Below are 14,439 nucleotides of genomic sequence, written 5' to 3'. Positions count from 1 at the left end.
GGCAGGGGATTCGTCCCCTGCCTCGTTGCACTTATTACGCCTTTTCCTCGAACAGCTTGGCAATCCCAATGATGACATCGACTGCCTTTAGCATATTGTCAACAGAAATAAATTCGTATTTCCCGTGGAAATTTTCCCCGCCGGTAAAAATATTCGGGGTAGGGAGGCCCATGTAGGAAAGCTGGGAGCCGTCCGTACCGCCCCTGATTGGTTTGATGATAGGGGTAATCCCGAGGTTTGTCATCGCCTCATAGGCAATATCCACAATTTCCTTCACAGGTTCGATTTTTTCACGCATATTGTAGTACTGGTCATTCAGGTCAAGCTGGATGGCGTCTTCGCCATGGACTTTCCTCAGCTCATCTGCGATTTTAATGATCTTTTCCTTCCTTGCCTCGAAACTGGCACGGTCAAAATCCCTGATGATATAGTAAACTTTCGTTTCTTCGACATCCCCGTTAAAGGAAATTAAATGGTAAAAACCTTCATAGCCTTCTGTAAACTCGGGCGCTTCCTCCGCAGGCAGCATCCGGTGGAATTCCATCGCGATCTTAGCCGAATTGATCATCTTTCCCTTTGCAGTTCCAGGATGGATATTCGTCCCCTTGAATGTCAATTTTGCTGAAGCAGCATTGAAACTTTCATATTCAAGTTCGCCGATTGGCCCGCCGTCAACTGTATAGGCGTATTTTGCCTGGAATGCGCCGACGTCGAATTTATGAGGGCCTCTTCCGATTTCCTCGTCCGGAGTAAAAGCGACCCTGATTTTCCCGTGTTTGATTTCAGGGTTTTTAATCAGATAAGCCATCGCTGTCATGATTTCTGCGATGCCCGCTTTATTATCGGCTCCAAGGAGAGTCTTCCCGTCGGTTGTAATCAGCGTATGTCCGAAGTAATCAGAGAGTTGTGGGAAATCACTTGTTTTCATGATAACATTCAAGCCTTTGTTCAGGACAATGTCTTTGCCATCATAATTCTCGACGATTTGCGGGTTTACCCCCTTGCCGGTGAAATCTGTGGCAGTATCAAGGTGGGCGAGAAAGCCGATCGTTGGTACATCCTTGTCCGTATTGGCCGGCAGGGTTGCCATGACATAACCGTTTTCATCCATCGAAACTTCTTCCATTCCAATCTCTTTCAGTTCATCAACAAGCATCCGGGCAAGGTCAAGCTGGCCAGTAGTGGACGGGCAGGATGTGCTCGATTCATCCGATTGGGTGTTCACTCGGGCATAGGAAATAAATCGTTCAATAATTTCATTTTTCAAAATAGACCAACTCCTACTTATGTAATGAAAAACATTTCCACTGTAAAGCCATTATAATACAAATCAAGGAAATGAAAGATATAAGAGGATAAAATTAATAGGCGGTTGTCGAAAAAAGAAGAAAGTAAAAGCAAAAAAGCTATGGCAAGAAACTTTTAAAAGACTAGACGGAAGCGGGGGAATCATGTACAATGTTTTCAGAATATTGCTTTTATTAAGAATTAAGTTTATTTTCAGTATTGAAAAGGAATTAAAGTTAAAAAAGAGAAGGGGGACCTAGTAATGAAGAAGAGAAAGTTGGCAGGCATTTTTCTATCATTTTCCTTGATCGCGGGCATAATAGCGGGCTGCGGTTCAAAGGAAAGCAGCGGATCGAGCGGAAAGGAGAAAGACGGCGAAACGATTAAGATTGGGGTAAACGTTGAGCTTTCTGGAGGAGTGGCCTCCTATGGCCAATCGATTTCCGAAGGGCTTGATCTGGCTGTAAGCGAAATCAATAAGGAAGGCATAAATGGTAAGAAAATTAAGCTTGTAAAATTCGATAATAAGTCCGATGCTTCGGAAGCGACAGCCGGGGCGGTTAAATTGATCAGCCAGGATAAAGTTTCCGCGATAATCGGCGCTGCGACTAGTGGAAATACACTGGCGCAAATCCAGCTTGCAGAGAAGCATAAAGTTCCAGTCATCACACCTACCGGTACGAATCCGGATATAACGAGCAAAGGCGGAAAGCTGAATACCTATGCATTCAGGACATGCTTCATCGACCCGTTCCAAGGAACAGTCGCGGCTAACTTCGCGTCTGATGAGCTGAATGCGAAGAAGGCAGTTGTCTACATTGATACAGCGAGTGACTATTCGAAAGGGCTTGCGGCGGCATTTAAGGAAGCCTTTAAGGCAAAAGGCGGGGAATTGCTTGATGACGCTGCCTATTTGGGCAAGGACACAGATTTCAGGGCAACATTGACACGTATTAAATCCCAAAATCCTGATTTTATTTTCCTTCCTGGCTACTATGAAGAAGTCGGCCTAATCGTTAAGCAGGCTCGTGAAATTGGCCTGGATGTCCCAATTATGGGCGGTGACGGCTGGGATTCGCCTAAGCTGGTTGAGCTGGCAGGTGCGAACGCCCTAAATAACACATTCATTACAAACCATTATTCTGCAGCAGATCCGGATCCAAAAATCCAGGAATTTGTAGAAGCATTCAAGAGCGCTAACAAAGGAAAATCACCGGATGCCTTCGCGGCCCTTGGCTATGACACAGCTTATTATCTGGCAGATGCAATTAAGCGCGCCGGCAGCGCCGACCCGGAAAAGATTCAAAAGGCTCTTGAGGAAACAAAGGACCTTCAGCTTGTCTCGGGTACACTTACCCTGGATGAAAACCATAATCCTATTAAATCTGCCGCTATCCTGAAATACGAGAATGGACAGCAGGCCTTCGAAACAAAGGTTAATCCATAAGAATCCTGAAAAAAGCTGAATAGGGGGCATTGTCCCCCTATTTTGGGTTAAGTAGCTTTTAACAGAAAATGACTGTTGGAGAATGAAAAAGGAGGAAACCCAATAAGGAACACCAATAACAGTATCTTTCAAGGGGAGTAAAAATTATGGAAATTGTACAGCAGTTGATAAACGGAATTTCACTAGGAAGCATTTATGCTCTCATTGCCCTTGGCTATACGATGGTATATGGAATTGTTAAACTAATTAACTTTGCCCATGGCGACGTATTTATGGTCGGTGCATTTGTTGGCTTTTATTCCATTACGATTCTTGAACTTTCTTTTTTCCCAGCACTTATTTTAACAATGGCCGTCTGTTCCCTTTTCGGTGTACTGATCGAGAGGATTGCCTATAAGCCGCTTCGGAACGCCACGCGGATTGCCGCATTGATTACAGCGATTGGCGTATCCCTTCTCATAGAATACAGCGTCATTTATGTTCGGGGAGCCCAGCCTGAGGCGTACCCTGAAAATGTCCTCCCTAAAGAAACGATTGATCTTTTTGGGGTGAACGTCAGCAGCCAATCTCTCTTTATCCTTGGTATTTCGGTTGGCCTAATGATTATCCTTCAGTTCATTGTCCATAAGACGAAAATCGGCAAGGCGATGAGGGCCGTATCTCATGACGCCGATGCGGCTAGGCTGATGGGCATAAATGTAAACAATACCATCTCAGCCACGTTCGCGATCGGGTCTGCGCTTGCCGGGGCGGCTGGCGTCATTTTCGGGATTTATTATACAAAAATCGAGCCCCTGATGGGCATCATTCCAGGACTTAAGGCGTTCGTCGCCGCGGTTTTGGGAGGAATCGGCATTATCCCGGGAGCGATGGTGGGAGGGCTTCTGCTTGGGGTGATCGAGGCACTAGTCAGCGCTGCTGGCTACTCGCTCTGGCGTGACGGTGTTGCGTTCATTGTCCTCATCCTGATTCTTATTTTCCTTCCGTCAGGACTATTCGGCAAAAATGTGAGAGAGAAAGTATAGGGGGGAGCAAGATGAAATACGTAAAACGCGGAAAAGGATTCTGGCTCTCAATTGTACTGTCGTTCGTTCTCTTTTTTATAATCCAGGCGATGATAACAGGAGAAGTATTGAATATTTTCCATGTTAATGCCCTGGTTACAATGGGCATCAATATTATGCTCGCGGCAAGCCTTCATTTGATCATTGGAATCACCGGCCAATTCTCCATCGGCCATGCGGGTTTTCTCGCAGTCGGGGCCTATTCATCGGCAATCATGACCATGATGTTCGAGCTGCCGTTCGCAGTTGCCATTGTTGTAGGTGGACTTGCGGCCGCTGTCGCGGGGCTGATCATCGGCATCCCGAGCCTTCGCCTGAAAGGGGACTATCTTGCGATCGCAACACTTGGATTTGGTGAAATTGTCAGGATCGCTCTCTTAAACTTCGACTACGTTGGAGGGGCGAGCGGCATGCAGGTTATGCAGATGAGTACGTGGGCCTGGACATTCGCCTGTGTTATGATCACGCTAGTTGTCATTGTCAACTTCACGAATTCCACCCACGGCAGGGCATGTATTTCAATTCGGGAAGATGAAACCGCAGCCGATGCAATGGGGATTAACACAACATACTATAAGGTTGTTGCCTTCGCGATTGGCGCATTCTTCGCGGGGGTCGCGGGCGCGATTTTTGCTCATAACTTCTACATCATCCAGCCGTCCAATTTCGGTTTCCTGAAATCGTTCGATATTTTGATCATTGTTGTTCTTGGCGGCCTTGGCAGCCTATCGGGATCGGTTATCGCCGCCATCCTCCTTACGATTGTTTCTACATTCCTGCAGGCTTATCCTGAAACGAGGATGATTTTATACAGCATTATCCTTATATTAACCATGCTTTACCGTCCGCAGGGACTATTGGGTACGAGGGAAATCACATCATTCTTTAAAAAATCGAAAAAGGCGGGAGGTGACCATGATGGCACAGGGCACTCCGTTGCTTAAAGTGGAAAATGCCGGAATACGATTTGGCGGCCTGAAAGCGGTATGGAATGTGAATCTGGAATTGTTCCAAGGAGAACTGGTTGGCCTGATTGGCCCGAACGGCGCAGGGAAGACAACTTTCTTCAACTTGCTGACTGGCGTTTACGTTCCGACTGAGGGCGAGATCAAGCTTGATGGAGAGAGCCTGAAAAAGCTTCCCCCTTTTAAAATTACAAGAAAGGGTGTCAGCCGGACATTCCAGAATATCCGCCTTTTTGGCGAGCTTTCCGTTATTGACAATGTAAAAGTCGCATACCATTCGTTGGCGAAGCATGGGATACCAAGCTCGGTTTTCCGCCTTCCTAAGCATTTTGAAGGAGAACGGGAAATGGATGACAAGGCAATTGAATTCCTGAAAATTTTTGGGCTGGACCGCTTCAGGGATGAAAAAGCGAAAAACCTTCCGTATGGCCAGCAGCGGAGGCTTGAAATTGCCCGCGCACTCGCTGCCAACCCAAAACTGCTGCTTCTCGATGAGCCTGCTGCGGGGATGAACCCGCAGGAAACAAGGGAGCTTATGAGCCTGATTTCGTTCATTAGGGAGCGCTTCCATTTGACAGTGCTGCTAATAGAGCATGACATGGGACTTGTCATGGGGGTATGTGAACGGATATACGTCCTTGACCACGGACAGCTGATTGCCCAAGGTACACCTGAAGAAATCAGGAACAATCCAAAGGTAATTGAGGCATATTTGGGCGAGGAGGTATCGTAATGCTTAAAGTGGATGGAATTAATGTGTACTACGGAAATATCCATGCATTGAAGGATGTTTCCCTTGAAATAAATGAAGGTGAGATTGTTACGCTCATTGGCGCGAACGGTGCCGGGAAAAGCACCTTGCTTAAAACCATATCAGGGCTTTTGAAGCCAAAACGGGGCCAAATCAATTTTAAAGGAGAGAATATAGCGGGTAAAGCTGCCCAGACAATTGTTAAACATGGAATTTCCCATGTTCCCGAGGGGCGCCGAGTTTTTGCCAATTTGACTGTGGAGGAAAACCTGGAGCTTGGGGCATATCTTCGAAAAGATAAAGCGGGCATTAAGGCTGATTTCGAAAAAGTATACGATCTTTTCCCACGGCTTTTGGAACGTAAAAAGCAGCAAGCAGGCACACTATCGGGCGGGGAACAGCAGATGCTCGCCATGGGGCGCGCCCTAATGGCCAGGCCGCGGCTTCTGCTTCTTGATGAGCCGTCCATGGGCCTTGCGCCGCTTCTTGTAAAAACGATTTTTAGAATTATTTCCGAGATTAATGAAACTGGTACAACCATTCTCCTTGTCGAGCAAAATGCCCATATGGCGTTGTCAATCGCCAATCGGGCTTATGTCATTGAAACTGGCCGGGTCGTCCTTTCGGGAACAGCCGCGGAGCTAAATGAAAGCGAACAAGTAAAAATGGCGTATCTTGGCGGGCATTAAAATCGGGTTTAATGTATTTAGGCAGCCCAATAAGTTTACGGCCAAATGTATTGTGGGCGACATTTCCCGTTGGGGCCAATGTATCTTTGGTGACATTAAGATTTTTGGGGGACATTTGAGATTTCTGTCCAATGTATTTTGGGTGACATTCAGTTCTCCAATTTTTTTAGGTGAAATTTAAGATTGCGGGCTGCCGAATTTTCAGGGTATTAAATTGCGTTCCAAAACCATCCGTCCATATCTGGGCGGGTGGTTTTTTGACGTTTTTCGGCGAATTTTGTTTCCTGGGAAATAATTTTTAAAAAAAGATGGTGATAAGTGTCTTGACACCTGTTAAAATAAAAAACAGCCAACTGAAAAGTATGGAAGATGGGTAGTATAAAATATTGAGAGTAAAATGCAGGGGGAAAAGATGAAGAATATAAAAACAATCTCAGAGAAAAAGCTGTTAGGAATCGCCGGGCTCGGCTGGATGTTTGACGCGATGGATGTAGGGATGCTTTCGTTCATCATCGCCGCACTTAAAATTGATTGGGGCCTGACGCCAAAAGAGATGGGCTGGATTGGCAGCATCAACTCAATTGGTATGGCTGTGGGGGCGCTTTTATTCGGGCTTATGGCTGACAAAGTTGGCCGCAAAAATGTCTTTATTATTACTTTATTATTATTTTCAATCGGCAGTGGGCTATCAGCACTGACGACCTCATTGGCCATTTTCCTTATTCTCCGTTTTTTGATTGGGATGGGCCTTGGAGGGGAACTACCGGTCGCATCAACTCTTGTTGCCGAGAGCGTCCCGGCGGAGAAGCGAGGACGGGTTGTAGTACTGCTTGAGAGCTTTTGGGCATTTGGCTGGCTGATAGCGGCGCTCATTTCCTATTTTGTCATTCCAAAATTCGGGTGGCAGGCAGCACTTATCCTCGGAGCCATCCCGGCGCTTTATGCCATTTACCTAAGGATTAATCTCCCGGATTCGCCGCGTTACGTAACCCTTCAGGGAAAGAAGAAACCATCGGTGCTTGAAGGGGTAAAGACGCTGTGGTCGGGAGAGTATCTCCGCCCGACTGTCATGCTCTGGATCCTTTGGTTCTGTGTCGTTTTTTCATATTATGGAATGTTTTTATGGCTTCCATCTGTCATGATTATGAAGGGCTTCAGCATGATTAAAAGCTTTCAATATGTATTGATTATGACCTTGGCCCAGCTGCCGGGCTATTTTACGGCCGCTTATTTTATCGAAAAAATTGGCAGGAAATTCGTCCTTATTGTCTATTTGGCGGGAACAGCGGCAAGCGCGTATTTCTTTGGTACAACGGACACACTCTGGGTCTTGCTTACAGCTGGCGCATTCCTGTCGTTCTTCAATCTTGGGGCATGGGGAGCGCTCTATGCGTATTCACCTGAACAATATCCAACTTCCGTCAGGGGAACGGGTACGGGTATGGCCGCTTCGTTTGGAAGGGTCGGGGGTATTCTGGGGCCGCTTTTGGTTCCGTATCTTTCTGCGCAAGGGTACTCAATTCAGGTTATATTTTCGATTTTCTGCGTGTCCATTCTCGTAGGCGCGGCAGCCGTATTCTTCCTCGGGCGCGAAACGAAAAACCTCGAGCTGAATTAAATTTGCTGTATTTGGAAAGGTGCCTGGGTTTCTGGGTGCCTTTTTTTGTTAGTAAAGCCTGCAGAACATGGGGAAAAGTTAACGGAATATTCACATTCGTTTGGTAGGGCGATATTAGGATTCTGTAGAACTAAGGGTAGAACCATATGAAAGGAAGCTGAGTTTATGATACTAAAGGAAAGAACGGAGTCCGTGGAATTGCAGTGTATGCGGTCATTGAATGCGCGTATGGAGCTGTCTGAGAGCGAAAAGTTTTATTTGTCTATTCTGGAAGCGGGGTTCGAGGGGGAGGTGGCCTTCGACAAGCTTTCCGCTCAGCTTAAGGAAGAACGGTATATTTTGAATGATCTGTTGCTTGAGGCAAACCGCTCTGATTTTCAAATTGATTCGACTATCATTTCCGAGGGGATCATTGACGCGGTTGATGTGAAGTATTACAAGGGCGATTATGTGTGGAAGGATGGCGAGCTTTACACGAAGCAGACAGGCCATAAATGCAAGAATCCTTTTGAGCGGCTTAACAGAAGCAATTATCTTTTGAATCAATTCCTCCGCGAGAACAAGCTGAATTTCCTCGTTCGCTCCACTCTGGTCTTCATCCATCCTGAATTCACCTTATACAATGCTCCCGAAGACGTATCTATTATTCACCCGACCCAGGTAAACCGGTTCATGGCTGAAATGGACAGCCGGCCCTCCAAACTAAATGATAGCCATAAGAAGCTGGCTAATATTCTATTAACATCTAATAAAGATGGCGGCAACTATTCCAAGTTGCCAGCGTATACGTATGAGGGGGTAAAGAAGGGGATATTTTGTGGGAAGTGCTTGTGTAGGATGACTACTAAGAATAACCTGTTATTGATCTGCGGAAATTGCGGCTGCCAGGAAAAGATTGAGGAGGCGATATTGAGGAGCGCCAAAGAATTTAAAATTCTCTTTCCGGAAATAAAATTGACAGCACAAAGCCTAAAGGAATGGTGCCAGGTTAATCTTAGCAGCCGTACATATTTAAGGGCTTTGCAGAAACATTTTAAAGTTTTGGGTAAAGCAAAAAATACTTACTATGAATAATAGGAAGGTAGGGAAGTCCATTTTTTAATCTGATGGTCTAAAAACGTATATTCAATTGGAGCACAAAATCTCGATTTCGGATTCGTGACAACCAAAGGTCAAACCCCAGTTTAGTTGTCACGCAAGTTCTTGATTCATGACAACCAAAAGCCAAAATCGGGTTTAGTTGTCACGCAAGTCCCTGATTCGTGACAACCGAGGACGAAAATCCGATTTAGTTGTCAAGCAAGTCCCTGATTCGTGACAACCGAGGACGAAAATCCGATTTAGTTGTCAAGCAAGTCCCTGATTCGTGACAACCGAGGACGAAAATCCGATTTAGTTGTCACGTAAGTTCTCGATTCGTGACAACCTAAGGCCAAAACCCGATTTAGTTGTCACGCACCGCCCTGATTCGTGACAACCAAGAGCCAAAATCAGGTTTAGTTGTCAAGCAAGTCCCTGATGCGTGACAACCAAAGGTCAAACCCCAGTTTAGTTGTCACGCAAAACCTATATTCGTGACAACCCAAGGCTAAAACCCGATTTAGTTGTCACACAAGTCCTTGATTCGTGACAACCGAGGACGAAAATCCGATTTAGTTGTCACGCAAGTTCTCAATTCGTGACAACCGAGGACGAAAATCCGATTTAGTTGTCACGTAAGTTCTCGATTCGTGACAACCAAAGGTCAAACCCCAGTTTAGTTGTCACGCACCGCCCTGATTCGTGTCAACCAAGAGCAAAAATTGGGTTTAGTTGTCACACAAGTCCTTGATTCGTGACAACCGAGGACGAAAATCCGATTTAGTTGTCACGTAAGTTCTCGATACGTGACAACCAAAGGTCAAACCCCAGTTTAGTTGTCACGCACCGCCCTGATTCGTGCCGACCAAACGCCAAAACCAGTTTTAGTTGTCACGCAACCCCTGTGATACCACCTCCATTAAAAAACCCCATTGGTTTTTCGCAAGCCGATCCAATGGGGTTTTGTTTTTCTCGGATTAATACAAATTTGCGTGCCCAGGCAATTTGTTATTTCAACCCAGTCGTACTGAGGAACTCTCGGGTCCTTTCCTCTTTCGGGTTGGTGAAAAATTCTTCGGGGTGGCCTTTTTCAATAATATATCCATCATCCATATACACCATCCAATCGGCGACTTCCCGAGCAAAGCCCATCTCGTGGGTAACGACAACCATCGTCATCCCATCCTCTGCAAGCTCCTTCATCGTCTGGAGCACCTCGCCGACAAGTTCCGGGTCAAGCGCCGATGTCGGTTCATCAAAAAGCATGATATCCGGCTTCATGGCAAGCGCGCGGGCGATGGCGACACGCTGCTTTTGCCCGCCTGAAAGCTTGCTTGGATACACATCCGCCTTATCCTCAAGGCCGACTTTCCGGAGGAGTTCCATCGCTTCCTTTGATGCTTCCTCCTTGGAAACTTTTTTCACATGGACTGGGGCTTCGATTATATTTTCAAGCACAGTCATATGCGGAAAAAGATTGAAGTGCTGGAACACCATGCCGACCTGCTGGCGGACTTCATTGATATCATGGGTTTCAGGCAGAACTTCACGGCCATTGAGAATGATCTTGCCCCGGTCCTTTTTTTCAAGGAAGTTGAGGCAGCGGAGCAGGGTGCTTTTACCAGAGCCGCTGGCGCCGACAAGGCAAACAACATCACTTTCATAGACGGATAGATTAATATCTTTTAAAACATGCAAATCTCCAAATGACTTATTTAAGTTTTCGACTTTTATCATTTCACGTGTTTCCATTCACATTTCCTCCTATCGGTCGCTGACGGCCAGTCTCTTTTCAAAACGGTTGACGATGAATGTGAGCAGGGCTACCAGGATCAGGTAGTAGACCGCAACAATCAGCAAATACGTCATTTCGTCGAAGTTGTTTGATCCGAGTGTAGTCGCCACGTTGAACAACTCGTTCATTGAAATAAAGGCGGCGAGTGACGAGTCTTTTAGACCGATAATGAATTGGTTGCCAAGCGGAGGGAGGGCACGGCGGAATGCCTGAGGCAAAATAATCCTTCGCATCGTAAGCCCTTTGCTCATCCCGAGTGAACGGCCCGCTTCCATTTGGCCATTATCGACCGCCTGGATAGAGCCGCGGAATATTTCCGCAATGTAAGCGCCATTGTGAAATGCTAACGCCAAAGAGGCAGCCCAGAAGTCTGGCAAAAGAAAGATGCCGCTTATCCCGAAATACAAAATGAAAATCTGGACAATGAGCGGGGTCCCACGCACAAGGTATACATAAACGTCCGAAATATATCCGAGCGCTTTAACCCTTGAAATTTTTAAAAGGGCAAAAAACAATCCGATGACAATTCCGACGAGCACCGATACAACGGTAAGCTTTAATGTTAAAAGCATGGCGTCCATGAACAGGCCGCTGCTATTAATCAACGTATTGAAGAAGTGTGAAAAACTAGGCAAATTGGAATCTTCCTTTCTCACTGATTTCTATTCTATGCCATAAAAAAGGCGAGGCCTTGGCTATTCAGGTTTTTGTGTAATATCTTCACCGAAAAACTTGATCGAGATTTCGCGGAGAGTCCCGTCTTTCCTGAGAGCTTCAAGAGCATCATTGACCCTTTTCAAAAGGGCGGGATTATCTTGTGGAAGGACGATTGCCTGCTCACTCCGCTCGATAAGCTGGCGGCCCTCTATATCGAATCCTTCCTTTTTCGCGCTTTTCCCGGTGACAAAATCGGTGATGACCGCATCGTGCCTTCCTATACTCAAGGCTTTCAGGGCGGTAATGTCGCTATCGTACATTTTAAGATTCGAGGTATATTTGCTGGCGGTATCGGCGTATGTAGAGCCTTTTGCGACGGCAACTTCCTTCCCTTTTAAATCGTCGACCGTTTTAATTCCGCTATCGGGACGGACAAAGATTTGTGGCCCCGAATAATAATAGGGAGTAGAAAAGGAGACATGTTTGCTCCTTTGGGGATTGATGGTGTGTGAGGCAACAGCGGCGTCTGCCCGGCCGGTTTTAACCCCTTCAACAATTCCTTTGAACTTCATCCTTTTTGGAACAGGCTTAAGCCCCATTTCCTTTGCGACGGCTTTTCCAACTTCTACATCGAACCCGGTCATTTTAAGGTCATCGGTCATATAACTGAAAGGCTTGAATTCACCGGAGGCAGCAAAAGCAAACTCCCCTTTGCGGATAAGTTCGCTTCCATCGTCGAGCTTGTGCTTCTCGGCACAGCCTGATAAAAGCAAGATAGTAAGCAAGCAAAAAGCAAATAATTTCCCCATATTCATGCTTTCGGTAAAACTCCTTTCTCCGAAGAGTGATAGGAATATTTACCCCTATGCCAGTATAATAATCCTGTTTTTCAAAAAAATAATTTTTCCTTTAATGGCAAAAGAAAACCAGACAATAAAAAAAAGAGCCCAATCAAGGGCTCATTGCGCTATACGTCGAGTTTCACCTGGTGGCGTATTTTTGGATGAAATTGCTTCCGAAGCTTAATCGCATACTCTTCATAAAGTTGTTCAAGGCCGACCATGGCGAGGGAGAAGAAGTTCGCATAGTTCTTTTGGACCTCCCACTTCAGCTCATTGCTTCCGCAAATGCTGTGCTTGTTCAAATCCTCGATTTCCTTTTTAATATTCGCCAGTTCTACTTCATATTCTTTTTCCGGAAGGGTGAGCAAATGGTCGATTCTTTCGATGTAGTGGACGGATTTCTCTATTTTATTTTCGATAACATGATAGCTTTCAAGGTCGATCAAACTGTATTTCAACTTGAATTCATTCAGGAGCCTTGCGGATTCATAAGTAGCATTCACAATATCATCCCGGGTCATATCCGTTGTTTCATAGCTTAGCATATGCTTCCACGAAGGCTGTGTGATTGCCTTTCGGTGGTCCTCCAATGTATGGCAAAGCTTTTTGTAGCCGTAACGTTCTGGATTTTCAAAGGCGGCGCTCGCTGGGTCGAGGAACGGTGCGAGCGGGGCGACGAAATAGAACAGTCGGGGATCCTTGCCGCACGCCAGATGGATCGTTTCGGCAAAATCAATGTTTTCAAGAGCGCTCTGAGTGGTCTGGCCGGGAATCCCAACCATAAAGAACAGGTCAATCTTTTTACAGCCGTGCTTTAGGGCGGATTGAAGCGTGCTTATCACCTTTTCATTTGTACAATTGAATTTTCCATTCAGGAGCCGCAGCTTTTCGTCATGGGTTTCAAGTGTCAGTTCAATGCTGTATTGGGGAACAGCTTCATTGATTTTTTTAAAAAAGCTTTCATCTCCATATTGGAACAATTCAAATACGAGTTCATTTTTCAAATTTATGCCCTTCAGGAGGCTGAAAAACTCTTCGACATATTTTTTGCCGCCCTGGCGGATATCGTGAAGGATGAAAATCGGGGCTCTGCTGAAGCGCTGGATGAATTGGATATCCTCAATTAATTTTGCCGGCGACCTTAAGGCCAGTGACTTCCGGTTGCAGTTCTGCTCATAGCCTTCCTTCGATCCGCCGCAAATGAGGCAATTCTGAGTGCAGCCCCTTGCTGTCAGGATGGCTGTGTTCGGATATTGGAGCCAGCCGTTATAGGGAAGGGGGTCCATGAAATTTTTATACTTGAAAACAGACCGGATAGTGTAGCGGTAGCCGGGGACGTCAAATTCATCCAGGTCCTTAGGTACGTAGGAGAGGGGGTTAAAACCGATTTCCGTGCCTTTTTTCCACGTCAGGTTCGGAATATCCTCAAAATGGACATTCCCGAACTCGAGCTTGTTCATAAGCATAAGCATTAATTTTTCGGTCGAGTCGCCGCGTACGACAAAGTCGATACAAGGATACTCAATTAATTCTTTATGATAATAGGTGGAAGACAGGCCGCCGAAAATGATTGGCGTGTCGGGATGGAGCCTTTTGACGATTTTGGCCAGTTCAATGCTGCCATGGGCATGGGGCAGCCAATGAAGGTCGATTCCAAAGGCCCGGGCCTGGATGTTCGCTAATTTTTTCTCGACATCGAAATCAGGATCCATCAGCATCCTGTTTGCAATATTGATAATCCTTACCTTTAGGCCGTACCTTTCTAGATAATCGGCAATGCTGGTCAGGCCGATCGGATACATTTCAAATACCGGTGAGGACGGAACAACATCGCTAATTGGGCCGGCTAGAAGTGAATTTTTCCGGAAGTCGTAAACACTTGGGGCATGCAAAAGAACCAAATCGTATTTCATTTCGTCACCCTCTGTAAAGTAGTTTGCTCCCACAATTAGCTCTATGTTGGAAAGGCGTGCCCAACAAGCAAGGGAAGTGAGAGAATTATATTTATGTAGGTTGAACCTTGAAGACCGGATAAAAATCGACAAAATGTGAACTTTTTCACAAATAATTATTTCAAAAATGTCAGTAACCATTCACTTTCAGTGTAGTATAAAAAACACATGCAGAGTTTGCCATAGATTGACAAAAGAGTGACAAACCAGGTTGTAAATCGTTCAAATTTATGGCAGTTGACAGCCATTTTCACATTTACTACTAAAGTAGTACATAAAATATTGCTTTTGC

The 14,439-nt window shown here is 45.8% G+C and carries 12 protein-coding genes; 7 read left to right on the top strand and 5 right to left on the bottom strand.

All coding sequences use genetic code 11. The features are described from left to right. Window positions 1-34 precede the first annotated feature (34 nt). Window positions 35-1,267, bottom strand: coding sequence for a peptidase T (pepT, locus tag V1499_RS22165; RefSeq protein WP_409272640.1), 1,233 nt, complete (start codon window positions 1,265-1,267; stop codon window positions 35-37). A gap of 282 nt (window positions 1,268-1,549) precedes the next feature. On the opposite strand from pepT, the gene V1499_RS22160 reads away from it, so the two are divergent. The 7 genes from V1499_RS22160 to V1499_RS22130 all read left to right on the top strand — a co-directional run bounded on the left by V1499_RS22160 (window position 1,550) and on the right by V1499_RS22130 (window position 8,895). Further along, entirely contained in the window at window positions 1,550-2,734 is a 1,185-nt protein-coding gene (locus V1499_RS22160) for an ABC transporter substrate-binding protein (RefSeq protein WP_409272638.1), read from the top strand. Window positions 2,735-2,880: 146 nt separating this feature from the next. Continuing rightward, on the top strand, window positions 2,881-3,759 hold the full coding sequence (locus V1499_RS22155; RefSeq protein WP_409272636.1) for a branched-chain amino acid ABC transporter permease: 879 nt from the start codon (window positions 2,881-2,883) through the stop codon (window positions 3,757-3,759). A gap of 11 nt (window positions 3,760-3,770) precedes the next feature. Then, window positions 3,771-4,742 (top strand): branched-chain amino acid ABC transporter permease, encoded by a 972-nt coding sequence (locus tag V1499_RS22150; RefSeq protein WP_409272634.1) that lies wholly within the window; start codon window positions 3,771-3,773, stop codon window positions 4,740-4,742. After that, window positions 4,717-5,496 carry an ABC transporter ATP-binding protein gene (locus V1499_RS22145; protein WP_409272632.1) on the top strand — a complete coding sequence of 260 codons (780 nt, stop codon included), beginning with the start codon at window positions 4,717-4,719 and terminating at the stop codon, window positions 5,494-5,496. The genes V1499_RS22150 and V1499_RS22145 overlap by 26 nt, the downstream gene beginning before the upstream one ends. After that, window positions 5,496-6,203: an ABC transporter ATP-binding protein gene (locus tag V1499_RS22140; RefSeq protein WP_409272631.1), complete on the top strand. Its 708-nt coding sequence runs from the start codon at window positions 5,496-5,498 to the stop codon at window positions 6,201-6,203. Before V1499_RS22145 ends, V1499_RS22140 begins: the two co-directional genes overlap by 1 nt. Before the next feature lie 412 nt (window positions 6,204-6,615). Next, a complete protein-coding gene (locus tag V1499_RS22135) occupies window positions 6,616-7,821 on the top strand; it encodes an MFS transporter (RefSeq protein ID WP_409272630.1) in 1,206 nt (401 codons plus the stop codon). A gap of 165 nt (window positions 7,822-7,986) precedes the next feature. Further along, entirely contained in the window at window positions 7,987-8,895 is a 909-nt protein-coding gene (locus V1499_RS22130) for a nuclease-related domain-containing protein (protein WP_409272628.1), read from the top strand. A gap of 1,014 nt (window positions 8,896-9,909) precedes the next feature. On the opposite strand, the gene V1499_RS22125 is transcribed toward V1499_RS22130, so the two are convergent. From V1499_RS22125 to V1499_RS22110, 4 genes are all read right to left on the bottom strand, one after another. Then, on the bottom strand, window positions 9,910-10,653 hold the full coding sequence (locus V1499_RS22125) for an amino acid ABC transporter ATP-binding protein (protein ID WP_409272626.1): 744 nt from the start codon (window positions 10,651-10,653) through the stop codon (window positions 9,910-9,912). A gap of 12 nt (window positions 10,654-10,665) precedes the next feature. Then, the gene (locus V1499_RS22120) at window positions 10,666-11,331 is read right to left on the bottom strand and encodes an amino acid ABC transporter permease (RefSeq protein ID WP_409272625.1); all 666 of its coding nucleotides are present in this window, start codon (window positions 11,329-11,331) and stop codon (window positions 10,666-10,668) included. Between the two features lie 60 nt (window positions 11,332-11,391). Then, complete coding sequence (locus tag V1499_RS22115) at window positions 11,392-12,162, bottom strand: transporter substrate-binding domain-containing protein (RefSeq protein ID WP_409276364.1); 771 nt, start codon at window positions 12,160-12,162, stop codon at window positions 11,392-11,394. Between the two features lie 158 nt (window positions 12,163-12,320). Continuing rightward, complete coding sequence (locus tag V1499_RS22110; RefSeq protein ID WP_409272623.1) at window positions 12,321-14,108, bottom strand: TIGR04190 family B12-binding domain/radical SAM domain protein; 1,788 nt, start codon at window positions 14,106-14,108, stop codon at window positions 12,321-12,323. Window positions 14,109-14,439: the final 331 nt, after the last annotated feature.

The sequence above is a fragment of the Neobacillus oceani genome, from assembly GCF_046237595.1.
GTDB lineage: Bacteria > Bacillota > Bacilli > Bacillales > Cytobacillaceae > Bacillus_D > Bacillus_D oceani.
Note: the sequence above shows the minus strand (reverse complement) of the source record. Positions and strands in the feature narration are given on the sequence as shown.

Bases quoted from the DNA above. Each gene is read 5' to 3' on its own strand.
- V1499_RS22110 (WP_409272623.1), bottom strand. From the start codon at position 14,108: ATGAAATACGATTTGGTTCTTTTGCATGCCCCAAGTGTTTACGACTTC.
- V1499_RS22140 (WP_409272631.1), top strand. From the start codon at position 5,496: ATGCTTAAAGTGGATGGAATTAATGTGTACTACGGAAATATCCATGCA.
- V1499_RS22155 (WP_409272636.1), top strand. From the start codon at position 2,881: ATGGAAATTGTACAGCAGTTGATAAACGGAATTTCACTAGGAAGCATT.
- V1499_RS22150 (WP_409272634.1), top strand. From the start codon at position 3,771: ATGAAATACGTAAAACGCGGAAAAGGATTCTGGCTCTCAATTGTACTG.
- V1499_RS22115 (WP_409276364.1), bottom strand. From the start codon at position 12,162: ATGGGGAAATTATTTGCTTTTTGCTTGCTTACTATCTTGCTTTTATCA.
- V1499_RS22135 (WP_409272630.1), top strand. From the start codon at position 6,616: ATGAAGAATATAAAAACAATCTCAGAGAAAAAGCTGTTAGGAATCGCC.
- V1499_RS22145 (WP_409272632.1), top strand. From the start codon at position 4,717: ATGGCACAGGGCACTCCGTTGCTTAAAGTGGAAAATGCCGGAATACGA.
- V1499_RS22160 (WP_409272638.1), top strand. From the start codon at position 1,550: ATGAAGAAGAGAAAGTTGGCAGGCATTTTTCTATCATTTTCCTTGATC.
- V1499_RS22125 (WP_409272626.1), bottom strand. From the start codon at position 10,653: ATGGAAACACGTGAAATGATAAAAGTCGAAAACTTAAATAAGTCATTT.
- V1499_RS22130 (WP_409272628.1), top strand. From the start codon at position 7,987: ATGATACTAAAGGAAAGAACGGAGTCCGTGGAATTGCAGTGTATGCGG.